20 protein-coding genes and 1 riboswitch are annotated in these 20,971 nt (G+C 57.9%); of the genes, 11 read left to right on the top strand and 9 right to left on the bottom strand.

All coding sequences use genetic code 11. The features are described 5' to 3' along the window. The first annotated feature begins 13 nt into the window (after nucleotides 1-13). Complete coding sequence (locus LC417_RS18930) at nucleotides 14-277, top strand: DUF2798 domain-containing protein (protein WP_010253502.1); 264 nt, start codon at nucleotides 14-16, stop codon at nucleotides 275-277. 658 nt (nucleotides 278-935) lie between these two features. Next, complete coding sequence (cspA, locus tag LC417_RS18925) at nucleotides 936-1,148, top strand: RNA chaperone/antiterminator CspA (protein ID WP_010671477.1); 213 nt, start codon at nucleotides 936-938, stop codon at nucleotides 1,146-1,148. A 181-nt stretch (nucleotides 1,149-1,329) separates the two neighbouring features. Here cspA and LC417_RS18920 read toward each other — a convergent pair whose 3' ends face one another. Continuing rightward, nucleotides 1,330-2,106 (bottom strand): nucleotidyltransferase domain-containing protein, encoded by a 777-nt coding sequence (locus LC417_RS18920; protein ID WP_010253497.1) that lies wholly within the window; start codon nucleotides 2,104-2,106, stop codon nucleotides 1,330-1,332. Nucleotides 2,107-2,406: 300 nt separating this feature from the next. Here LC417_RS18920 and LC417_RS18915 point away from each other — a divergent pair, with 300 nt between their 5' ends. Next, entirely contained in the window at nucleotides 2,407-3,318 is a 912-nt protein-coding gene (locus tag LC417_RS18915; RefSeq protein WP_187515394.1) for an alpha/beta fold hydrolase, read from the top strand. Beyond that, the gene (locus tag LC417_RS18910) at nucleotides 3,311-4,702 is read left to right on the top strand and encodes a hypothetical protein (protein ID WP_179257327.1); all 1,392 of its coding nucleotides are present in this window, start codon (nucleotides 3,311-3,313) and stop codon (nucleotides 4,700-4,702) included. Before LC417_RS18915 ends, LC417_RS18910 begins: the two co-directional genes overlap by 8 nt. A gap of 21 nt (nucleotides 4,703-4,723) precedes the next feature. Here the strand turns inward: LC417_RS18910 and LC417_RS18905 are convergent, their stop codons facing one another. Both LC417_RS18905 and LC417_RS18900 read right to left on the bottom strand, forming a co-directional pair. Beyond that, complete coding sequence (locus LC417_RS18905; protein WP_223566228.1) at nucleotides 4,724-6,076, bottom strand: MFS transporter; 1,353 nt, start codon at nucleotides 6,074-6,076, stop codon at nucleotides 4,724-4,726. 170 nt (nucleotides 6,077-6,246) lie between these two features. After that, nucleotides 6,247-7,149, bottom strand: a complete 903-nt coding sequence (locus LC417_RS18900) for a GntR family transcriptional regulator (protein ID WP_010671481.1) — start codon at nucleotides 7,147-7,149, stop codon at nucleotides 6,247-6,249. A gap of 137 nt (nucleotides 7,150-7,286) precedes the next feature. On the opposite strand from LC417_RS18900, the gene LC417_RS18895 reads away from it, so the two are divergent. Beyond that, a complete protein-coding gene (locus LC417_RS18895; protein WP_223566227.1) occupies nucleotides 7,287-8,315 on the top strand; it encodes a zinc-binding alcohol dehydrogenase family protein in 1,029 nt (342 codons plus the stop codon). A gap of 23 nt (nucleotides 8,316-8,338) precedes the next feature. On the opposite strand, the gene LC417_RS18890 is transcribed toward LC417_RS18895, so the two are convergent. Next, the gene (locus LC417_RS18890; RefSeq protein WP_223566226.1) at nucleotides 8,339-9,259 is read right to left on the bottom strand and encodes a nucleoside hydrolase; all 921 of its coding nucleotides are present in this window, start codon (nucleotides 9,257-9,259) and stop codon (nucleotides 8,339-8,341) included. Nucleotides 9,260-9,376: 117 nt separating this feature from the next. After that, nucleotides 9,377-9,452, top strand: a riboswitch (Fluoride riboswitch). A gap of 88 nt (nucleotides 9,453-9,540) precedes the next feature. Between LC417_RS18890 and crcB the strand changes: the two genes are divergently transcribed. Together crcB and LC417_RS18880 are read left to right on the top strand one after the other, a co-directional pair. Next, a complete protein-coding gene (gene crcB, locus LC417_RS18885; RefSeq protein WP_022623971.1) occupies nucleotides 9,541-9,918 on the top strand; it encodes a fluoride efflux transporter CrcB in 378 nt (125 codons plus the stop codon). Between the two features lie 132 nt (nucleotides 9,919-10,050). Continuing rightward, the gene (locus LC417_RS18880; RefSeq protein ID WP_022623972.1) at nucleotides 10,051-10,866 is read left to right on the top strand and encodes a sugar phosphate isomerase/epimerase; all 816 of its coding nucleotides are present in this window, start codon (nucleotides 10,051-10,053) and stop codon (nucleotides 10,864-10,866) included. Here the strand turns inward: LC417_RS18880 and LC417_RS18875 are convergent. The 3 genes from LC417_RS18875 to LC417_RS18865 all read right to left on the bottom strand — a co-directional run bounded on the left by LC417_RS18875 (nucleotide 10,863) and on the right by LC417_RS18865 (nucleotide 13,463). Then, on the bottom strand, nucleotides 10,863-11,468 hold the full coding sequence (locus LC417_RS18875; RefSeq protein ID WP_223566225.1) for an alpha/beta hydrolase: 606 nt from the start codon (nucleotides 11,466-11,468) through the stop codon (nucleotides 10,863-10,865). The two genes, LC417_RS18880 and LC417_RS18875, sit on opposite strands and share 4 nt — an antisense overlap. Nucleotides 11,469-11,478: 10 nt before the next feature. Beyond that, nucleotides 11,479-12,420, bottom strand: coding sequence for a glutathione S-transferase family protein (locus LC417_RS18870; RefSeq protein WP_061704378.1), 942 nt, complete (start codon nucleotides 12,418-12,420; stop codon nucleotides 11,479-11,481). Between the two features lie 98 nt (nucleotides 12,421-12,518). Beyond that, entirely contained in the window at nucleotides 12,519-13,463 is a 945-nt protein-coding gene (locus tag LC417_RS18865; protein WP_223566224.1) for a LysR family transcriptional regulator, read from the bottom strand. A 141-nt stretch (nucleotides 13,464-13,604) separates the two neighbouring features. On the opposite strand from LC417_RS18865, the gene LC417_RS18860 reads away from it, so the two are divergent. After that, complete coding sequence (locus LC417_RS18860; RefSeq protein ID WP_010253462.1) at nucleotides 13,605-14,729, top strand: GNAT family N-acetyltransferase; 1,125 nt, start codon at nucleotides 13,605-13,607, stop codon at nucleotides 14,727-14,729. Here the strand turns inward: LC417_RS18860 and LC417_RS18855 are convergent. Beyond that, entirely contained in the window at nucleotides 14,726-16,558 is a 1,833-nt protein-coding gene (locus LC417_RS18855; protein ID WP_033759129.1) for an ABC transporter ATP-binding protein, read from the bottom strand. The genes LC417_RS18860 and LC417_RS18855 overlap by 4 nt on opposite strands. Before the next feature lie 72 nt (nucleotides 16,559-16,630). Between LC417_RS18855 and LC417_RS18850 the strand changes: the two genes are divergently transcribed. Then, complete coding sequence (locus tag LC417_RS18850) at nucleotides 16,631-17,131, top strand: GNAT family N-acetyltransferase (protein WP_010253457.1); 501 nt, start codon at nucleotides 16,631-16,633, stop codon at nucleotides 17,129-17,131. Nucleotides 17,132-17,166: 35 nt separating this feature from the next. On the opposite strand, the gene LC417_RS18845 is transcribed toward LC417_RS18850, so the two are convergent. After that, nucleotides 17,167-18,084 (bottom strand): sugar ABC transporter substrate-binding protein, encoded by a 918-nt coding sequence (locus LC417_RS18845; RefSeq protein WP_223566223.1) that lies wholly within the window; start codon nucleotides 18,082-18,084, stop codon nucleotides 17,167-17,169. Between the two features lie 420 nt (nucleotides 18,085-18,504). On the opposite strand from LC417_RS18845, the gene LC417_RS18840 reads away from it, so the two are divergent. Both LC417_RS18840 and LC417_RS18835 read left to right on the top strand, forming a co-directional pair. Further along, complete coding sequence (locus LC417_RS18840; RefSeq protein ID WP_010253452.1) at nucleotides 18,505-19,896, top strand: MFS transporter; 1,392 nt, start codon at nucleotides 18,505-18,507, stop codon at nucleotides 19,894-19,896. Beyond that, nucleotides 19,877-20,833, top strand: a complete 957-nt coding sequence (locus tag LC417_RS18835; protein WP_223566222.1) for a 2-hydroxyacid dehydrogenase — start codon at nucleotides 19,877-19,879, stop codon at nucleotides 20,831-20,833. The genes LC417_RS18840 and LC417_RS18835 overlap by 20 nt, the downstream gene beginning before the upstream one ends. Nucleotides 20,834-20,971 lie beyond the last annotated feature (138 nt).

The raw sequence follows: 20,971 nt of genomic DNA, 5'->3' as shown, positions 1-20,971 counted from the left end.
ACAGGATATTCAGATGACTGATGCTGCAACAAAAAAAACCTTACGAACCCGCTTGCCGGTGCGCACGACACCTTACATATTTGCACTTTATATGGCGATCATCATGGCGTTCCTGATGAGTCTGGTCATCACGTTAGCCGAATTCGGAATGGGGCCTCATTACATGACAAATGTGATGAATGCTTACCGGGTCGCCATGCCAGCGGCTTTCTTTTGCATACTGGTTGTCCGTCCTGTTGTTATCCGGCTCGTAGGATTGACCGTTCACGGTCACTGAGACAGTCAGCATGCCCAAAATGGGCGGACAGGTAGGGTTTAGCCCGCTTCTCGCTCATCGCGGCAGGCTGCTTCTGCACCAGAATGGAGGCGGGTGGCAAACCTCCAGCATTTCAGATGCAGGGTGAGGGCGGGCAGGTCGTCCGGATACTGACCGGTATCAGGATGAAAGATACCGAAGAGCCGGGCGTACGATATGCAGCAGGTAAAGCTCACAGATGAAGAGGGCGATGACAGCGCTTCGCTGGCCGTGCGGAAATTTTTAGGCGATGTGACATTACAGGCTCTGTTTATTGTTAAGCATCAACGTTAAATCGGCACCGTCATTATGACAGGATTAGCCTGCTCCTCTTCGCACACAGCGGAGCCTGAAGCACTTCCTGAGCAGTCAAAATAAAACAGCCATTCAGCCATCTGAGCGTTTAAATGGTTAAAATAAATAAACATATACATTGCTAAATTATTATCGCTATGTCTTAATGCGTCATCGGTTTGGAACACAGACCTTATGAAAGCAGTTTTAGTAAAGTAGTCCTCAGTTCAAGTGTTATCCACAGATATCCTTCTTCGAGAGCCTCCTCCTAAGTGCCCAATAAGTAAATCTCTAACTACAGGCCATCTTCGCCGCTCTTAGTGGCTAATCGATTAAGGAAATATCTATGTCTAACAAAATGACTGGTTTAGTAAAATGGTTTAACTCAGATAAAGGTTTTGGCTTTATCACTCCCGATGATGGCAGCAAAGATGTATTCGTGCATTTCTCTGCTATCCAGGGTGATAACTACAAAACGCTTGATGAAGGTCAGAAAGTCTCCTTCACCATTGAAAATGGCGCCAAAGGCCCTGCAGCTGGCAACGTCACAGCGCAGTAAGCCGCGCTCATTATCAGCGATGCTTACAATAGCGATGAAGACATAAGTCTGAGCAGATAAGCTCTGCTGATAATAAAAGAAACCCGCCCAGTGCGGGTTTTTTATTGCCTGAAATTCGTATTATCTCTGGTCCGTTGACCTGCTCCACGTTTATCAGGCTACCCCGATGTTAATCCTCTCTTCATAAGCCCTGCCCGTGATGAAATGTTACGTTAAGCCATCGGGCAAAAGCCATAACGCGCCTTTTGAAATCAGCGATGCTCCCCTGAGGTGTATTACTGATTACCAGCAAGTAATCCATTTCTTTTGCTAACGCTGGATATCGGGCATTGAATGTAAAGCGATACTCCTCGAGTGTTTCAGGCCACTCTTTGTCATGTTCACTTCGAAGAATATTGGTTGCTCTGATTGCCTTTCGTGCAGCAGCACGCTGTAGCTGCAACTTTTTATTTTCGTCAGCAGATAACTGCATTTGAGTTATTAATTTTTCCAGCACCGGCAGGAAGTCACCATTCACTGCTACCGCGATTTCTTTTGAAGGTTTAAATGCCTGGAATCGTTGACTCAGGTCCTCTCCATAAACGCAGACACAGTGATGTTTGAGCCAGTATCCCCAGCTAAGCAGATTATCCGGATGCACTACCTGTTGTAACAGACCACAATCAAAATCGACTTTACTGACAACAGGATTATTTTTTTCAATTTTACGTTGTATTTCAGTGAGTTGAAATTTAGCCACTTCGCCGGGATCAACGCTAAATATGACTGTTATATCCAGATCGGACTTCCCGATTTTTGCCCGGCCTTCAGCCACACTGCCATACAAATAAAGGCTATGTATAAGCTCAGGAAAACTTTGGATTAGCTTTGCCACGACCTGTGCAACAATATTCCGGAACTCTGGCTGCAATTTATTGGTTTCTGGCAGGGCAATAAAGCCGTTGTGATCGATTGCCACCCTGTCTCCCTTTTAATGGCGTCATTCACCGGGTTAATAAGTCCTGGGAATCTGAGATTCTCATGGCGGATTAATTATATCTCTCATGTCTGCTTCTCGCTCACAGCGTACACACATCATTCACTGCCGTCATTGCCTTCCCGCTTACACCAGACAGATCTCCCGCCAGAGTTCATCACCCGCAATGCCAGCGTCTTCTTAGGCGAAACCCCATACTTTTTCACACCATCGCGCGGATAACCCGCCTGCTATCTGATCCCGACCTACACTGAATTATTCTCCCCAAACCAGGAGCAGCGGATGATCCAGAAGCATCGACGAAAACAGGCAGCGATTGTGGCAGGTGTTGGATTGGGTGTGGCGGCCACGTTATGGGGCATGAAACGCTGGCGGCAGCTTAAGGAGACGCCGCCGGTGTCGCCGAACAGTCATCACGCCGGTCTGGCCGGTTATTATCAGCAGATTGGTGACTGGCGCATGTTTACCCGCGTTACGCCCAATGAGGATCAGGGACTGCCGGTCGTGTTAATCCACGGTCTGGTGATGTCGGGCCGGGCGATGGAGCCACTGGCGCTGGCGCTGGGGCGCGACTATCACGTGCTGGTGCCGGATCTGCCCGGTTTTGGCGCCAGCACACTGCCCCCTTCTGCGCCGATCATGTCGGTGGATCAGCTGGCGGATGCGCTGTGGCTGTGGTTACAGCATAACGGTTTCCAGCGCGCTATCTGGGTCGGCAATTCGTTTGGCTGCCAGATTCTGGCCGCGCTGGCGGTGAAACATCCACAGGCTGTGGCGGGACTGGTGCTGCAGGGGCCGACGGTCGATCGTCATGCCCGCAGTCTGCCGCGTCAGCTCTGGCGCGACTGGCGTAATGGCCGGCTGGAATCCCGTCGTCCACCGGGGCCACTGGCCCGAATCGATTACGCCAAAGCGGGCCTGCGGCGCGCCTTCGGTACCCTGCGCGCCATGATGCGCGACCGCATTGAGCATCGCCTTACTTACATTAACGCACCCACGTTGCTGCTGCGGGGCTCGCGCGATCCCGTCTGTCCGGCCCGCTGGCTGGATGAACTCGCCGCCCTGATGCCGCGCAGCGAAAGACTGACATTACGCGACGGAACGCACACTTTGCACTACGTCTACCCGTGGAGTTTCTGTCACGCCATCCGCCCGTTCCTGGCACGTATTCAGCAGGAGGATCAACATGAGTAAACCACCAAGAGGGATTGCCCGCTTTGACTCTGCTGCCGCCATGCTGCTTGCGCTGGCCAATGCGCTGCACGACCGCCCCTTTGCCAGCCCCAGCCAGTCACCGACGCTGGATCGCCTGTTGCCGTCGCTTAACCGGCTGCCGACCGGGCTGCGTGAGTGGGGCTATGCGCTGGGCGGCATGGCAGAAGGCATCAGCCTGCGTCAGGCGGGTGAACTGGATGTGGAAGGGATCGCCGAATGGATGGTGAGTGAATACCCGCAACAGGATTATCCGGCGGCCTTTATCGGTTCATCGAACGGTGCACTTGTGCATCTGGCGGCGGCGATGGGTGTGCCCTGGTTGCCCCAGACTTTTCTTTGCCCGGTGCGGGCCGCAAATAACGATCCCGATGACGCACAGACCAGCTTTGAGCAGGGCAAAGAGATTGCTGCCGCGCTGCTGGCTGCCTGGCCACGGCTGGCGGTGCACCATATGCAGGACCCGAATCAGGATCGGTTGATGCTCGATCAGATGCGCTACTTCCGGCTAAAACTGCGCGAGCTGCCGCTGGCCTTCAACGAATTCCTGATGGGAAGTCTGCCCGCCGGATCAACGCTGTTTATCAATCATTGTACCCGACAGTGGCCGGTAACCCGCACCAGCGATCGCTCGTTTTTCCAGTTTGGTGCGCTCGGCGGCGCAACCGAAAAAGAGTACTTACAGGGCGGCCCGCGGGTGGCGGAATATCTGGCACGCTATGGCATCGATCGCGAGCGCTGGACGCCGCCGGCCATTACTGACCACGTGCCGGAAGCGGAGTGGGGACTGGATGGTTATCTGATTTCGCCGCTGAAAAAACTGGCGGAGGCGCAGAACTGGAAGCTGATGGAGATTCGTTATGAAGATCCGGAGGCGATGAGTTATGTGGTGGCTGAGATCTACCGCGACTGGTATCTGGCGGCGGGGATTTTACCAACCCGGCTGACCGTCGACAGCTTTCTGCTGATGGACCCCTGGTGCAGCATGCATCAGCATGCCATCCCGTTCTGGCTGGTCTTTTGCACAGAGCCTTCGGCTGCGGCACTGCAACGCTTCCTGGAAAAACAGCCGCCATTCCGCAACATCGACATGATGCTCTTTTCTCACGGCACCGACAGTATCGGTCTGGCAGAGATTGATCGCTGGCGGGCGCTGCTCTCCCATGCCCGCGATGAAGGCGTATTCATCGGGGTGGATGAAGAACGTTTCCCGCGTGATTTCGCGACGTTTGCCCGCTTCGACTCGGCGCTGCGTGAACGGGCACCGCTGTTACCGACTCCACCCGCGCTGAGCGCGGAGAAGGTGATGGCAGGTATTCAGCGGTATGGTGCAAAACATGGGGTCACCCTGACGGCGCTGACGTAGCAGTCGCGCCGTCAGCCGTGATTATTCGCCGTCGGTGATCGGCTGGCGCACCAGCAGCAGGTAGGCGAGTGCGCCAACCAGCGTCACGCAGGCACAAATCATCAGCGCCATGCTGAACGATTTGGTGGTGTCGAGAACCCAGCCGGTGATGACTGGCGCAAACGAGGCGAAGATAAAGCTGGCGAAGTTCTGGATGCTGCCGACAGACGCTGTCATACGGGCGGTGACGTTGGCGTGGATCAATCCCCAGCACGACGTTCCGGCGAAGTGGATACAGAACAGCGCCATCCCAATCAGCGTTACGGCGCTGGTGGTGTCGGTCGCGCGGGTTACCACGGCGGTAAAGCCGGCGGACAGCAGCATCCCGCTGACGATACAGACTTTGCGGGTTTTCACCGCGTTAAAGCCGCGACGAACCAGCGAGTCGACCACATAGCCATTCAGCAGCATGCCCGCCGCACCGAACAGGAACGGAATCGCTGCCAGCAGGCCGGTACTTTTAAGATCGAGATGATAGGTCGACTGCAGGTAGCCCGGCAGCCAGGCGATATAGAGCCAGGCGGTGTAGTTGATGCCGCTGAAGCCAATCATCATCCCCCACATGGTGCGCTGCTTAAACAGGCCGCGCCACTCTTTGAAGCTGATCGGCTCTTTACGCGAGGCGACGCTGCCCGCCTGCAAATAGTGGATCTCTTCAGCGCTCAGGGTGTTGTTGTCGCGGTCGCGGTAGATCATATACCAACCGATAGCGAGGAACATGCCGAGGATACCGATCGTGACAAACATGCCACGCCAGCCCATCACCAGCATCATCGCCGCCAGAATCGGCGGAGCCACCGACAGTCCAATCATCGAAGCCGCATTGAACATTCCCATCGGCATGCCGCGATCTTTAATGTTGAACCAGTCGTTGATCACTTTCACGCCGCACGGGTTCATCGGCGCTTCGCCAATGCCGAGGCCGATGCGCACCAGGATGAACTGGGTAAAGTTATGCACCAGTCCAGAAGCGGCCTGGAACAGCGACCAGATAAACATGCCAATGCCGAGCATAATGCGCGGCCCTTTACGATCCAGCAGCGCGCCGCATGGCAGTTGCGCCAGGCCATAAGCTAGCGAAAAGGCGGAGAGCAGGAAGCCGATTTCGGTGGCGCTCAGCCCCATCTCCTCGCGGATGGTCATATTCGCGACCGACAGCGAGCTGCGATCCAGATAGTTGATGATGGCGGCGAACAGCAACAGCAGCATCGCCGTGATCTGAATCTTGCGGATACGCGGTGTACGCACCACGTCGCTACGCATCGGCACGAAATCCTGGTCTGATGGCGTGTCGCCAGCTGCGCTGTCGCGGCCGGTTACTGAAGTCTTTTCCATTGCACTCTCCCGAAACTGGGTACTTATCGTTATGGTGAGAAGGGGTCTGCGCGCAGCGGCAAAAGGCCGCCGTGACGTTGCAGTCGAGACTAAGAGCAAAGGGTTAAGGATGTTGCAAAGATGTTTCTGAATCGTGCGGGAGCTAATGCTTTGTGGTTTTTAATCGGTTTTTAATTGTACTGACCGATTGAGCGCACCATCGAGGTTTTAGCGGTCGCCAGATGGTTATGTAATGCACAGAGGGCGTCGACATCCTGACGGCCAATCAGCGCGGTCAGAATCGCCATATGCTCCTCCAGCGCCACAATATTTCGCTGCTTGAGGTCGCTCTCATCCCACTGATAGTGCGAGTGAAAGATCACCGAGATAATCTCCAGCGACTGATTGAAAAATGGGTTGTTGGCGGCGGATAAAATCAGCGAATGCATCTGACGATCCAGCGCGGCAAAGTGGCGATAGTTGCTGGCGATGGTGTCGCGCATCGATCGGTGACGATCCAGCAGATCCCGCGCCTGAACCCAGCGCTCGTCGCCTGCGGGCAGATTCAGGAAGCGGCTCAGGGCGTGGGTTTCCAGCATCTCGCGCAGTTCAAACAGCTTCTCGGCGTAATCCTGGGTGAATTTTTTCATCCGCCACTGGCCGCGTCTGACCGGCTCCAGCAGGTCATAGCGCATAAAGCGCAGCAGGAATTCGCGCACCACCACCGGACTGACTTTCACCTGCTGCGCCAGTTGCAGCTCGCTGAAGGTATCGCCGGGCACCAGCTGCCGCTGATTAATCATATTAAAAAACATCTGCTCAAAGTGGCTGGCCTGCTGCTCAATCGGCGGCGTTAACGCGCTAAAACCGTCATCTTCGCGCGGATCGCGCACGATAACCCAGGTTTGATCCACCTTATCCAGCACGCCGCACTGATGCAGATAGTGCAGGGTGTGGCGCACCGTAGTCCGGCTGATATTGAACATTTCCGCCAGTGCTGCCTGGGGCGGCAGCGGTGAACGAATGTGGTGCTGAGCGATGCTTTCCAGCATCTGGTTGATGACGTTCTGGCGCAAATTCTGGCTGCGGCTCATCTCACTCTCCGGTTTTTTATGCATTAAAAACCATTCAAAGCCCAAAAAAATCGCGGTGCTTCACACTTCCCGCAAACGAACACCGCAGCGCGTGCAGGATTCGCCATAACTGCCTGCAGGACAACCGGAGAATCACCATGACAACAATGAAAGCACTGGTCATCGCTGAACCACGTAAGATGGTATGGACCACCCGCGATATCCCCACGCCCGCCGCTGGCGAGGTAGTGATTAAAATCCTCACCGCGGGAATCTGCGGCACCGACATCCACGCCTGGTCCGGTAATCAGCCATTCTTCAGCTATCCACGGGTGCTGGGCCATGAAATCTGTGCCGAAGTCGTGGCGCCGGGAAGTGGTGCGGAGAGCTTTCAGCCGGGCCAGCGGGTATCGTTAATGCCCTACATCTCCTGCCTGCGCTGTGACGCCTGCCAGAGCGGCAAGACCAACTGCTGTGAGCAGATCTCAGTGATTGGTGTGCATCAGGATGGCGGGTTCTGCGACTACCTGAGCGTGCCGGTCAGCACGCTGCTGGCGGTGGATGATGTCGCGCCGGAAGCGGCTGCGCTGATTGAGCCGTTTGCCATCAGCGCCCATGCAGTGCGTCGTGCCGCAATCGTGGCGGATGAGCAGGTGCTGGTGGTGGGTGCCGGACCGATTGGGCTGGGTGTTGCCGCTATCGCCGCCGCCAGCGGCGCGCAGGTGGTGGTGGCGGATACCAGCGAATTTCGTCGCCAGCATGTTGCTGACCAGCTCGGCCTGGCGGCACTGAATCCGGCTGATGAAGCGTTTTACAGCGCGCTGCGCGAGGAGTTTGGTGGCCGTCTGGCGCTGAAGGTGATCGACGCCACCGGCAGCCCGGCGGCGATGAACAATGCGGTCAACCTGATGCGACACGGCGGCACTATCGTTTATGTCGGCCTGCACAAAGGCGATCTGGTGATCCCGGACAGTGAATTCCATAAAAAAGAGACCACCCTGATGGGCAGCCGCAACGCCACCCGTGAAGATTTCGATCGGGTGCGTGCGCTGATGGCCAGCGGCCAGCTGCGCGCCGAAATGATGCTGAATCACCATCTGGCCTTCTCCACGCTGGATGAAACCTTTGAGGCGCAAATCATCAACAACCGCGAGCTGATCAAAGGCGTGATTCATTTCGACCGGTAACGCGGCCAGTCGGTTCGCGTGGTTCAGGGCGCGGTGAGGGTCTGAAAGAAGTGCGCCCGCACCGCGTCAGCATCCACGCCAAGTGCGATACGCTGGGCGGGCAGGCCGTTAAAGGGATCCTGGCGGGAGGCCAGCGCGCTCAGCTTACGCACCGTCTGACCGCAGGCGATGCCCTCCGTGATCACCCGCAGCGGGCTTTCGGTCAGGGTAAACGCCTGTGGCAGAATGAGCCACGCCACCGCCAGGGTGTCGTGCAGCGCCATACCCTCGAACCCCTCTTTCTGCAGGCTGTAAGCCAGGTAAGGGCGACAGATCGCACTCAGCACCGGCTGATTCAGACGCTGAACCTCATCGCCGCTGATCAGCACCTTGTGCGTGACATCCAGCGGGATCACCACCACGTTCAGCGCCGAGGCGAGCACCTGATCGGCAGCATGCGGATCTTTCCAGATATTAAATTCGCTGAAGGGCGTCACGTTGCCACTGTGCCCGTCGGTGCCAAATGCGCCACCCATGATCACCAGCTCTTTCACCAGCGGAATAATATCCGGCGCCTGATTAATGGCCGTGGCGATATTGGTCAGCGGACCAATCGCCACCAGGGTGATCTGATGCGGCTGCGCCCGCACGCTGTCGATAATAAACTGCACCGCGCCCGGCGCCTGTTTGCTGCACGCATTATCAAACGCATCGCCCAGCCCATCTTCACCGTGCAGTCTGGCAGGCGCAGAGGGTGGCAGCGCCAGCGGTCGTGAACAGCCGCGATAGACCTCCGCGTTAATCGCCATTTTCCCGCAAAACAGTCGGGCGTTTTTCACCGCCTGACCCACCGCCACGTTGCCGAAGACCGTGGTAATCCCCAGCAGATGCTGCGTCCGCGCCGCATAAGCCAGCGCAAAGGCGTCATCCACGCCAATATCGGTATCAAAAATCAGGGTACGCATAGGGTCTCCGCAACAGGCTGTAAACCATCAGCATTACTCCGTCTGTGGCGTGCGCGTCAAGGTTTTCAGCCGCCATGACCTCACTGTTGCCAGCCTGAAACGGGCGTCGTATTATCACCGGCTCAAGGTGATGGCGTGCCACCTTTCCCAACCGCCGGTGGGCTTTACACCGGCTGATGACGCCTGACACTTAATCCTTTCGCGGGAGCTGAGGTGTCAGGCGCAGTTTATCTCTGCCTTTCCCCCTCAGCCCGGCGTCAATCTGCAATCAGGAGCAAGACATGTTGAAACCGTTATTGGCTGTGATGATCGGCGGCTCTGCCGGCTGTGTACTGCGCTGGCTCTTTGCGATGCGCTTTAATGCGCTCTTTCCCAATCTGCCGCCGGGCACGCTGCTGGTGAATCTGATCGGCGGTCTGGTGATCGGCGGCGCGATGGCCTGGTTTGTTCGCCATCCCGACATCGACCCGATCTGGAAACTGCTGATCGTCACCGGACTGTGCGGCGGGCTGACCACCTTCTCCTCTTTTACGGCGGAATTAATGGGGTTGCTACAATCAGGGAACTATTTCTGGGCGATGACCAGCGCGCTGGTGCATGTGATCGGTTCGCTGCTGATGGCGTTTGCCGGTTTCGCACTGGTCACGATGCTGGGCTGATCCGGCTAAGCGGCGCTTGTCATACTCCTTAAGAGGTAGATACTGTTTCAGGTTTTACGCCCGACCATCCCGCATGAACGGGCGCAGAAGCTGAACGTCACCGATTATTCCGGACGATTAAGGAGCCGAGCAATGCGAACTAACCCCACATTCCTTAACCTGGTGCTGTTAAGCGGTGAACCCGGCCAGAAGCTCCAGGCGGCGCATGACGCCGGTTTCGATCAGGTGGAGATCTGGCGCGAGGATGTCGAGGCGTGCGAGGGCGGCGCGGCGGCACTGGCTCAGATCGCTGCCCGGCAGGGACCTGGCTTTACCAATCTCCAGGTGCTGCGCGATTTCACCGGGGCACCCAGCGCGTTGCGCGGACAGAAGCGCGAAGAGCTGCGCCAGTTTATTCAGATTGCCCAGGCGCTGGGCTGCGACACCATTCAGGCGCCGGCCAGCACCCGCGAGGATTGCTGCGCCGACCAGATTGATGATGACCTGCGCTGGATGGCCTCTGAAGCTGCGCGCTACAACATGCGCATTATGTATGAGCCGATGGCCTGGTGCAGCGTGGATAACACCCTGCCGCTGGCGTGGCAGCGATTGCAGCGGCTCGATCAGCCCAATATCGGGCTGGTGGTCGATCTGTTCCATATCTGCGCACTGGGCGGCGACGCCTCACAGCTGGACGGTATTCCAGCCGATCGCATTTATGAAGTACAGCTGTGTGACATGGCCGCCGTTCCCGCGCAGGATAAGCAGAGCCTGATGGCGATGGCAAAGCATCAGCGTCTGCTGCCCGGCGATGGCATTATCGACATTGAACGCTTTGTCGATAAGCTCAAAAGCGCGGGCTATCAGGGCCCGGTGGGCATTGAAGTCTTTAATGATGCGCTGAAACGCCTGCCGCCTGAGGTCGCTGCCCGTCATGCCTGGCAGGCATTAAAGCGCTGCTGGGGTTAATCCTGTAAGCACTGCGCGATAAACGCGGCGGCATGCATGGCACCCTGAGCGGAGATGGTGTGGCCGGTGGCGGGTTCAAATCGCGCTTCTACCGGCACCAATGCGGCCCTGAGTCGTGCTGCGGCAGATTCGCTCTCCTGCCACGGGATCACCTCATCGGCCTGGCCGTGGATCAGCAGCGCGGGCAGATGAGGCTGTGGCGTCAGTTCACCGTCAGCCGCCAGACGACCCGAAAAGGCGACCACGCCCGCCAGCGGATAACGGCCAGATGCCAGCGCATCCAGCGCCATGATCGACCCCTGTGAAAAGCCGACCAGCACCACATCCTGCCAGCGGTCGGCGAAGCCGTGCTGTGCGATAACGTCGCTGAGGGTCGCGTCAAACGCCGCCCGCGCGGCCCGTACCCGACCTGGCCGGTTCTCTGGCGTCACCTCCTCCAGGCTGAACCACTGCCAGCCAAAACCGGCGGTAAAACGTTCGGGCGCATTGGGTGAGGCAAAAATCACATCCGGCAACAGCGTCGCCCAGTGACGGCCAATCGGTGCCAGATCGTCGCCGTTACTGCCTACGCCATGCAGAAAAATTACCAGTGCTTTTGCCATTATTGCTCCTTTAAAGACCGTACTCACTCAGATCCGGGCCTGCCGGAACGATCCCGTTCGGGTTCAGTGCCTTGATCGAGTAGTAACCCTGTTTGATATGATCGATGCTGACCGTCTCACGCACGCCGGAGACTGACAGCATGCTCTTAAGATAGCGATTCAGCAGCGTATAGTCGCGTATCCGGCGCAGGTTGCATTTGAACAGGCCATGATAGGCGACGTCAAAGCGAATCAGGGTGACGAACAGGCGAATATCGGTTTCAGTCAGCCGTTCACCCAGCAGGAAGGTGCGTCCATCGCTGAGCAGGGCTTCCAGTTCGTCGAGCTGGCTGAAGACGTCGTTAAAGGCCTGCTGATAGCTGATTGATGTCGTCGCGAACCCGGCGCGGTAAACGCCGTTATTCAGACGCGGATAGAGACTCTCATTCAGCGCATCAATCTCCGGGCGCAGCGCGGCGGGATAGAGGTCGATGCGGTTATCGGCCAGATCGCCAAAGCCGCTGTTAAACATACGCACAATGTCAGCGGACTCGTTGCTGACAATGGTGCCGGTTTTCTTGTCCCACAAGACCGGCACGGTGGCCCGGCCCGTGTAATCGGGCGCGACGCGGGTATAGATTTCATGCAGGTACTGCGCGTTATTCAGCGTGTCCTGCTGTGCGCCGGGGAAACGGCCAAAGCGCCAGCCCTGGGCACCGAGCTGCGGTTCAACCACCGTCACGCTAATCAGCGACTCCAGCCCTTTGAGCTTGCGGGCAATTAACGCGCGCGACGCCCACGGACAGATCAGCGCCACATAGAGGTGGTAGCGATCCGCTTCTGCCGCAAATTCAGTGGAGCCATCGCTGCTGATAAAATGCCGGAAACCGGACGTCTGACGGACAAATCCGCCCTGTTTATCGGTCGACTGCACCGGGTGCCAGTCACTACTCCATTTGCCTTCTACTAACATCGCGCGACTCCTCTGTAATGTGAGAAGCAGCTTAACTGATGACTAAACGGCTGATAATCCGGTCATAAAGACAATCATTTCTTCCATTCTGGAAGAAATTACGCGGGCGGAAAACGGGTAAAGTGACTCACCAGGAAGTCGATAAGCAGGCGCGCCCGGTGTGCCAGATGACGGGCGGGAGGATAAACCGCAAACAGGCCAAGTGGTGGCGTGTCAAAATTCTCCAGCAGCCGGACAATCTCACCGCGTTGCAGCGCGGGAGCCGCGATAAAACCGGGCAGCCGCGCAATGCCCAGTCCGGCCATCGCGGCCTGCAGGCAGGCTTCGGTGTTGGCGAAGCGCAGACGCCCGCGGACCGGAACGGTGACAATCTCGCTGCCGTCGCCGTCGCCGTCGCCGTCGCCGTCGCCGTCGCCGCCGCCGCCGCCGCCGGCAAACGGCCAGTGCCAGGGATCGCGAAAATTGGTGTCGATGATGCACTGATGCTGGGGCATCTCGCGCCAGTGCTGCGGCGTGCCAAACTGCTCAAGATAGACCGGCGAGGCGGCGATGCGCACATGCACCTCACCCAGCTTGCGCGCGACCAGGCTGCTGTCGCTGAGGGTGCCGATACGGATCGCCATATCAAAGCCTTCATCGACGATGTTGACGGACCGGTCTGAAAAGCTGACATCCAGTTCAATCAGCGGATAGCGTCGGGCAAACGCCACCAGCACCTCAGACAACACCACAGTACCAAAGGAGCCGGGTGCGCTGATTTTCAGCCTGCCGGTAGGCGTGGTGGCGCTTTCACGCACGCTGGCATCCAGCGTTTCAAACGCATCGAGCAGGTTTTTGACCCGCTCATAATAGCTGCGCCCGACATCGGTGGGCGACAGGGCGCGCGTGCTGCGCTTAAACAGCTGGACGCCGAGCCGCTGCTCCAGCTTTGAAACCAGCTTGGAAGCCTGACTGCTGCTGGTGCCAAGACGTAACGCCGCCGCAGAAAAGCTGCCGGTTTCCAGCACCGTGACAAACATCCGGTCACAATCGAGTCGATCCATGGCGGTGTCCTCTGGAGATAAAGTCGCAGTATAGAAGCTGTGCTCCGCTGATGCAGCCTTCACTTTGCGTGCCTTAACCCTTTCGCTGACGCGGAAAACCTGCTTGACTGACTCTCTGCCCGACGTTCTCTGGAGTAATTCATGTCGCTGATTCACCTGACGTCACTGGCGGAGATCCCGGCCGCCGAGTGGGATGCGCTGTTGCCTGATGACCAGCCCTTTTTGCGCCACGCCTTTCTGCTCACGTTAGAACAGAGCGGCAGCGTGCGGTTAGAGGCGGGCTGGCAGCCCGATCATCTGCTATGGCGGGAGGAGGGGGTGACCCGCGCCGCGCTGCCAGGCTACCGCAAACGCCATTCACAGGGCGAGTACGTCTTTGATCACGCCTGGGCGGATGCCAGCCAGCGCGCCGGGATCCGCTACTACCCGAAATGGCTGGGCGCGATCCCCTTCAGCCCGGTCAGCGGCGCGCGCCTGCTGGGCGAAACCGCTGCCGCGGCGCAACTGCTGTCGGCCCTGCCTGAGAGCCTGTTACAGCAGGGCTTAAGCGGGGCACATATCAACTTTACCGATGCGCAGGCTAACCAGCTGCTGGCCGATCAGCCCGACTGGCTCTCCCGGCTCGGTTGTCAGTATCACTGGCATAACCGTGGCTACCGCGATTTTCAGGATTTCCTGGATTCGCTAATGTCGCGCAAGCGCAAACAGCTGCGTAAAGAGCGTGAGCAGGTGATGCAGAGCGGCTTTGAGTTTGACCGCTACCTGGGCTACCAGCTGCGCGAAGATCAGTGGGATTTTGTCTATACCTGTTACGCCAACACCTATGCGGTGCGCGGTCAGCGTCCCTATCTGACGCGTGACTTCTTCAGCCTGCTGGCGGAACGCATGCCGCAGAATATTGTGGTGGTGATCGCCCGTTTACAGCAGCAACCGGCCGCCATGGCGTTTTATCTGCGGGACAGCAACGCGCTCTATGGCCGCTACTGGGGCTGTCTGGCGGAGTTTGACCGGCTGCACTTCGAAACCTGTTTCTATCAGGGAATGGATTTGGCCCTTGATGAGGGGCTGACGCGGTTTGATGCCGGCGCGCAGGGCGAGCATAAGCTGGTGCGCGGCTTTGAGCCGCAGATTACCCACTCCTGGCACTATCTGCTGCATCCCGGCCTGCGCGATGCCGTGGCAGATTTTCTGGTGCAGGAGCGGGAAGGCGTGCGCGGCTGGGCGGAAGAAGCCCGCGACGCCTTACCCTATCGACGCGGCGATTAATCGATGCCGACAAAACCGCCGGTCTGATGCTGCCACAAGCGGGCATAGAGGCCGTTTTGCGCCAGCAGCTCGTGATGGCTGCCCATCTCGGCAATGCCGCCTTTATCCAGCACCACCAGCCGATCCATCTTCGCGATGGTCGACAGGCGGTGCGCGATGGCGATAACGGTTTTGCCCTGCATCAGTGACTCCAGGCTCTCCTGAATCGCCGCTTCCACTTCGGAGTCGAGCGCCGAGGTGGCCTCATCCATGATCAGAACCGGCGCATCCTTCAGCAGCACGCGGGCTATCGCCACACGCTGACGCTGACCGCCCGACAGTTTCACGCCGCGCTCGCCCACGTGCGCGTCCAGCCCGGTGCGGCCCAGCGAGTCGGAGAGCAGCGGGATAAACTCATCGGCGCGGGCGCGGTGAATCGCAAGCTGCAGCTCCTCTTCGCTGGCGTCGGGACGACCATACAGCAGGTTTTCACGGATTGAGCGGTGCAGCAGCGAGGTGTCCTGGGTGATCATGCCAATCTGGCTGCGCAGGCTCTCCTGCGTCACGGCGGCGATATCCTGATCGTCGATCACAATCCGCCCTGCGTTCAGGTCATAGAGGCGCAGCAGCAGGTTCACCAGCGTCGATTTACCGGCGCCCGAGGGACCAATCAGCCCAATCTTCTCACCAGGTTTGATGTCAAGATTAAAGCCGTTAATCACCTGACGGCCACCGCCATAATCGAAGCGCACATCCTCAAAGCGGATGTTGCCGCGCGTCACCTTAAGCTGCTTCGCCTGCGGCGCATCCTGCACGCTCAGCGGCTGCGCAATGGTTTTCAGGCCATCCTGTACCGTACCAATATTTTCGAAAATGCCATTGACCACCCACATGATCCAGCCGGACATATTCACCAGGCGGATCACCAGACCGGTCGCCAGTGCAATCGCCCCGACGCTAATCAGCGACTGGCTCCATAACCACAGCGCCAGCCCGGAGGTCGAGACAATCAGCAGGCCGTTCAGCGCCGACAGGGTCAGATCCATGCTGGTGACCATGCGACCGGCGTTCTGGGTTTTTTCGGTCTGCTCCTGAATCGCCTCACGCGCATACTGCCGTTCCAGATCGCTGTGAGCGAACAGCTTGATGGTGGCGATGTTGGTATAACCATCGACAATGGTGCCCATCAGCTTAGATCGCGACTCTGAGGAGACCACCGAACGCGCTTTAACGCGCGGCACAAAGAAACGCAGCGAGGCGCTGTAGGCCACCATCCACAGAATCAGCGGGATCATCAGCCGCCAGTCGGCACCGGCAAACAGCACCAGTGAAGTCACCGCGTAGATCAGCACGTGCCAGATGGCATCCACCAGCTGCACCGCGGAATCGCGCAGTGAACTGCCGGTCAGCATAATGCGCTGGGCGATGCGACCCGCGAAATCGTTCTGGAAGAAATTGAGGCTCTGGCGCAGCACGTAGTTGTGATTCTGCCAGCGGATCATGCTGGTCATGCTCGGGCTGATGCTTTGATGCACCAGCATGTCGTGCAGGGCGATAAAAATCGGCCGCAGAATCAGCGCCACCGCCCCCATCCACAGCAGTATCGGCCAGTTATCCCGAAACAGGCTGGCGGGCGTGGAGTGATTGACCATATCGATAATGCGGCTCAGATAGCTGAACAGCGACACTTCAATCAGGGCTGACGCCAGTCCCACTACCAGCAGTGCCGCGAAACTCGGCCAGACCTGCCGCAGATAGTAGAGGTAAAACGACCAGACCGTTGAGGGGGGCGAGTCGGTGGGCGCGTCATGAAAAATATTGATAAAACGCTCAAAACGGCGATACAACATAGCGATACTCTTTCCGTCCGGTAAAGAGCTACAGCTTAGTGCATGAACCCCGTTCGGCTAAAAGGAGAAAATATGGAAATCATTATTCGGGCACGGGAACCGCAGGATGCCGCCGCCTATCAGCGACTCTACAGTCATCCCGATGTCTATCCCTGGACGCTGCAGCTGCCGTTTCCCAGCGTTGCCACCTGGGAGAAAAAAATCGCCAGAATGGATGCTGAGGGGTTTATCGCCTTTGTCGCGGAGATCGAGGGCGTGCTGGCCGGTGAGCTGACGCTGTTTGTGGATAACAAGCCGCGCACCCGCCACTGCATCAGCTTTGGGCTGGGTGTGCATCCCGATTACGCCGGTCGCGGCGTCGGTGAGCGCCTGATCCGCACCGCGCTCGACTATTCCCGTAACTGGCTGGGGATTACGCGTATGGAGCTGGAGGTGTTTCACGACAACGAACGGGCGCTGCGGCTCTATGAGCGGCTGGGCTTTGAGCGTGAAGGGGTGATGCGGCAGGCTGCCCTGCGCGACGGTCAGCTGCGCGATGTGGTGATGATGGCGAAACTGCTGCACGAGAAGTGATAACCGGAGCGGCAGCGCTGCCGCTCCGCTTTTCATTACGGATTTTTATTGCTGTATTGCTGCATGTTCTGCTGCGTCACCAGTTCAAACGGGATCCACTGGTGGGAATCGACTTTTTTCCCTTTGATCATCTGCTGCGCCACCTCGACCGATTTTTTGCCCTGACCCACGGCATCCTGGAACACGGTGACGGCCATTTTGCCGCTTGCCAGGGCTTTCAGGCCATCCGGCGTGGCATCAATGCCGCCCACCAGAATGGTTTTCTTCGGTTTCGCCTGGGCAATCGCCATGGTTGCGCCAATCGCCATTTCGTCGTTGTTGGCGGCGACAATATCGATCTCTTCCCCGTTCGACAGCCAGTTGAGCATTAAATCCATGCCCTCATTACGCGAATAGTTTGCGGTCTGCTTCAGCACTACTTTCATGTCGGGATACTTTGCCACCACCTGCTCCACATCTTTGGTGCGCTGCAGCGCACCCGCATCGCTGAGGTTACCGATGATAATGGCGACTTTGCCACGATAACCCGCCTGCTTCGCCAGCGCTTCCATCTGCAACGTGCCCGATTCGCGTTCGTCAGAGCCGACAAACACCACGCCCGGCGGCAGGGTTTTATCGCCCGGTGTGCGGTTAACGTAAACCAGCGGAATGTGAGCCTGCTGCGCCAGTCTGGTCAGGGCAGGGGTGCTGGCGGAGTCGACCGGATCGACGATAATCGCGTCCACCCCGGAACTGATAAAACTCTGCACCTGATCGGTCTGACGGCCCACGTCGCCGCGTGCATCTTCGAACTGCGCATCCAGCTGACGCGCTTTGGCCTCTTTCTCGATCGACTGGCGGATAATGGTCAGAAAGTTCTGGTCGAAATAGGCCATTGAGACGCCAATTTTCTCTGCCAGCGCCGACGTGGAAAGAGAGAGCAGACAGAGTATTGCCCATGCACGTTTTTTCATTGCAGACTCCCGAGGTTAACTGAGTGGAATAGATTTTTCATTTATTATAAAAATGGACAAAGATTATCATTTGCAGCTTATGAACAGTCGCCGGGTTTGACAACCGGCCCTTTTCACTCTTGCTAGCGCCGCCACACTTTGCCGTAAAATCGCCGCGTCATAGCTGCCAGCGCCGATGAAATCCTCGACGTGGCGCACACTCTGCGGCAGGCAGCCGCGGCTTTTTGCGCTTTTGTGCAGCATCGCACTGGCCTTTGTGGTGGTTGTCAGAAAATCGTTCAATCGGGCCTGACGATCTCAACATCCGCACAATGATCCATCGTTAGCCTCCTATCTATATTTCCTTAAGCGGGAAATCTCAGCGTTATTCCTGAAAAAAACCTCGTGGCGCAACCTGCCGCTTTTTAAGGAATTCAGCTCATGCTTAAAGACCAAACGACTCACCGGACGTCTCATGTGCGCATCTGGATCCTCTGCCTGATCCTCTTTCTGTCGGTCGTGGCTTATGCCGACCGTTCGATCCTCTCGATCTCCGGATCGGCGATCAAAGAGGAGTTCGGCCTGTCAGCGATCCAGCTGGGATTGATCCTCTCTGCCTTCAGCTGGGCCTACGTTATCGGTCAGATTCCCGGCGGGCTGTTTCTTGACCGCTTCGGGGCTAAAAAAGTGTATGGCGTCACGCTGGCGCTCTGGTCAGTCTCGACGCTGGCGATGGGATTCGTTGGCGAGTTCTCCAGCGGCATGACCGGCGCGCTGATGCTGATGTTTGGTCTGCGCTTTATGCTGGGATTGATCGAGGCACCCAGCTTTCCCGCCAATGCGCGCGTGGTGATTATGTGGTTCCCTGGCGCAGAGCGGGGACGGGCTTCATCGCTGTTCAGCTCGGCGCAATATTTTGCCGTCGCCATTTTCTCGCCGTTGTCAGGCTGGCTGGTGTCGCGCTTTGGCTGGGAGTGGCCGTTCTTTGTGCTGGGCGGCATCGGCCTGCTGGCGGTGTTTGTCTGGGCTGCCTGGATGCGGGAGCCGCGCAATCACCCTGGCGTGTCAGAGAGTGAACTGCGCCACATCGTCGACGGTGGTGCGCTGGTGGATATCGACTCGGCGCAGACGCTGAAAGCGCGGCCACCGGTCAGTAAAGCGATGTTCAGAAAGCTGCTCACTAATCGCATGCTCTGGTGCGCCTATCTCGGTCAGTACTGCATCATCGCGCTCAGCTACTTCTTTATTACCTGGTTTCCGATCTATCTGGTGCAGGCGCGCGGCATGAACATCATGGAGGCGGGCTTCGCCACCGTTGCTCCGGCGCTGTTTGGTTTTCTGGGCGGGATCAGCGGCGGCTACCTGTCAGACAAGTTAATCGCCCGGGGCTGGAGCGTCTCCTGGGCGCGTAAAACGCCCTATATCGTCGGTATGCTGATGGCGTCCAGTCTGGTGCTGGCGGCGATCATTCCGGGCAATAGCGGCATTATCGCCATTATGTCCTTCGCCTTTTTCGGTAAAGGTATAGCGGCCGGTGCAGGCACCTGGACGGTGATCAGCGACACCGCACCCAAAGAGGCGGTGGGCCTGGCAGGCTCTATTTTTAACGGCATCGGCAATATTGCCGGTTTCACCACGCCGCTGCTGTTCGGCATCATCGTCGGTCTGACCGGCAGCTACAGCATCGGGCTGGCGTTTGTGGCGGCACACTGCGTGGTAGCGGCGCTGCTGTTCCTGCTGGTGATGGGACCGATTGAACGCGTCGGTGAAGAGAGCGATCGCCCGGCATCCTATAACAATCAGGAGAAAGAAGATGGCATTAAAGCAATGTAAGGTGCTGATCAGAGGGAAATTCCTGCCGCCGCAGCTGATAGAGAACATTGAAAAGACGTTCACCGCGTTCCGTCTGTGGGAGGCGGAAGATGAGGCAGCCTTTCTGGCTGAGCAGGGCGCAGATATCGACATGCTGGTCACCAGCGGCAACGCGGTGATGGGCGCACCGGCCGCGCTGATCGCCGCGCTGCCAAACCTGAAAGCGATCTGCAGTAACGGCGTCGGTTATGACAGCATCGATACGGAAGCCGCCCGATCGCGCGGCATTGTGGTGACCAACACGCCGGAGGTGCTCAATGATTGCGTCGCCGATCTGGGGATGGCGCTGCTGCTGGATGTGGCGCGCCGCATCAGCGAGGCCGATCGCTTCACACGCGCCGGTCACTGGACGCAGGGCCGCTTTCCGCTGAGCAGCAAAATCGGTGGCAAGGTGTGCGGTATCGTCGGGCTGGGCAATATCGGTCAGGCGGTAGCAAGGCGCGCGCAGGCGTTTGATATGGCGATTCACTATTACAACCCGCGTTCACGCCCCGATGTACCCTACACCCGTCATGAGAGCCTGGTGGCGCTGGCGCAGCAGGCCGATTTCCTGGTGCTGACCCTGCCTGGCGGTGCCGCGACGCGCCACATTATCAATGCGGAAGTGCTGCAGGCGCTGGGACCACAGGGCTATCTGATTAACATTGCGCGCGGCAGCGTGGTGGATCAGCAATCGCTGGTGGATGCGCTGGAAACCGGGCAGATCGCCGGTGCCGGGCTGGATGTGTTTGAACAGGAGCCGCAGGTGCCTGACGCACTGCGCCAGCGCGACAATGTGGTGATCACGCCGCATATCGCCAGCAGCACCCGCGAAACCATGGCGGCGATGGCTGACCTGGTCTTTGAGAATATGCTGTCGTTTGCCCGTGGTGAGCCGGTGCTGACCCGGGTAGTGTAACCACAGCGGCGCCTTAACCCCCTGCTGAAACGGGGGCGAGGCAGGACGCCTCTCCTCTGACCACTCACCAGACCCTCACCTTCGCACAAAACAGCCTGAAGAAAATTTGTCCGGCTGCCGATATCACCTTACCACCCG

The sequence above is a fragment of the Pantoea sp. OVA07A genome, assembly GCF_019969975.1.
Lineage (GTDB): Bacteria > Pseudomonadota > Gammaproteobacteria > Enterobacterales > Enterobacteriaceae > Pantoea > Pantoea agglomerans.
Note: the sequence above shows the minus strand (reverse complement) of the source record. Positions and strands in the feature narration are given on the sequence as shown.

What these genes read in the sequence shown, in the direction of transcription:
- LC417_RS18930 (WP_010253502.1), top strand. Translation starts at nt 14, where the DNA reads ATGACTGATGCTGCAACAAAAAAAACCTTACGAACCCGCTTGCCGGTG.
- cspA (WP_010671477.1), top strand. Translation starts at nt 936, where the DNA reads ATGTCTAACAAAATGACTGGTTTAGTAAAATGGTTTAACTCAGATAAA.
- LC417_RS18915 (WP_187515394.1), top strand. Translation starts at nt 2,407, where the DNA reads ATGATCCAGAAGCATCGACGAAAACAGGCAGCGATTGTGGCAGGTGTT.
- LC417_RS18910 (WP_179257327.1), top strand. Translation starts at nt 3,311, where the DNA reads ATGAGTAAACCACCAAGAGGGATTGCCCGCTTTGACTCTGCTGCCGCC.
- LC417_RS18905 (WP_223566228.1), bottom strand. Translation starts at nt 6,076, where the DNA reads ATGGAAAAGACTTCAGTAACCGGCCGCGACAGCGCAGCTGGCGACACG.
- LC417_RS18900 (WP_010671481.1), bottom strand. Translation starts at nt 7,149, where the DNA reads ATGAGCCGCAGCCAGAATTTGCGCCAGAACGTCATCAACCAGATGCTG.
- LC417_RS18895 (WP_223566227.1), top strand. Translation starts at nt 7,287, where the DNA reads ATGACAACAATGAAAGCACTGGTCATCGCTGAACCACGTAAGATGGTA.
- LC417_RS18890 (WP_223566226.1), bottom strand. Translation starts at nt 9,259, where the DNA reads ATGCGTACCCTGATTTTTGATACCGATATTGGCGTGGATGACGCCTTT.
- crcB (WP_022623971.1), top strand. Translation starts at nt 9,541, where the DNA reads ATGTTGAAACCGTTATTGGCTGTGATGATCGGCGGCTCTGCCGGCTGT.
- LC417_RS18880 (WP_022623972.1), top strand. Translation starts at nt 10,051, where the DNA reads ATGCGAACTAACCCCACATTCCTTAACCTGGTGCTGTTAAGCGGTGAA.
- LC417_RS18875 (WP_223566225.1), bottom strand. Translation starts at nt 11,468, where the DNA reads ATGGCAAAAGCACTGGTAATTTTTCTGCATGGCGTAGGCAGTAACGGC.
- LC417_RS18870 (WP_061704378.1), bottom strand. Translation starts at nt 12,420, where the DNA reads ATGTTAGTAGAAGGCAAATGGAGTAGTGACTGGCACCCGGTGCAGTCG.
- LC417_RS18865 (WP_223566224.1), bottom strand. Translation starts at nt 13,463, where the DNA reads ATGGATCGACTCGATTGTGACCGGATGTTTGTCACGGTGCTGGAAACC.
- LC417_RS18860 (WP_010253462.1), top strand. Translation starts at nt 13,605, where the DNA reads ATGTCGCTGATTCACCTGACGTCACTGGCGGAGATCCCGGCCGCCGAG.
- LC417_RS18855 (WP_033759129.1), bottom strand. Translation starts at nt 16,558, where the DNA reads ATGTTGTATCGCCGTTTTGAGCGTTTTATCAATATTTTTCATGACGCG.
- LC417_RS18850 (WP_010253457.1), top strand. Translation starts at nt 16,631, where the DNA reads ATGGAAATCATTATTCGGGCACGGGAACCGCAGGATGCCGCCGCCTAT.
- LC417_RS18845 (WP_223566223.1), bottom strand. Translation starts at nt 18,084, where the DNA reads ATGAAAAAACGTGCATGGGCAATACTCTGTCTGCTCTCTCTTTCCACG.
- LC417_RS18840 (WP_010253452.1), top strand. Translation starts at nt 18,505, where the DNA reads ATGCTTAAAGACCAAACGACTCACCGGACGTCTCATGTGCGCATCTGG.
- LC417_RS18835 (WP_223566222.1), top strand. Translation starts at nt 19,877, where the DNA reads ATGGCATTAAAGCAATGTAAGGTGCTGATCAGAGGGAAATTCCTGCCG.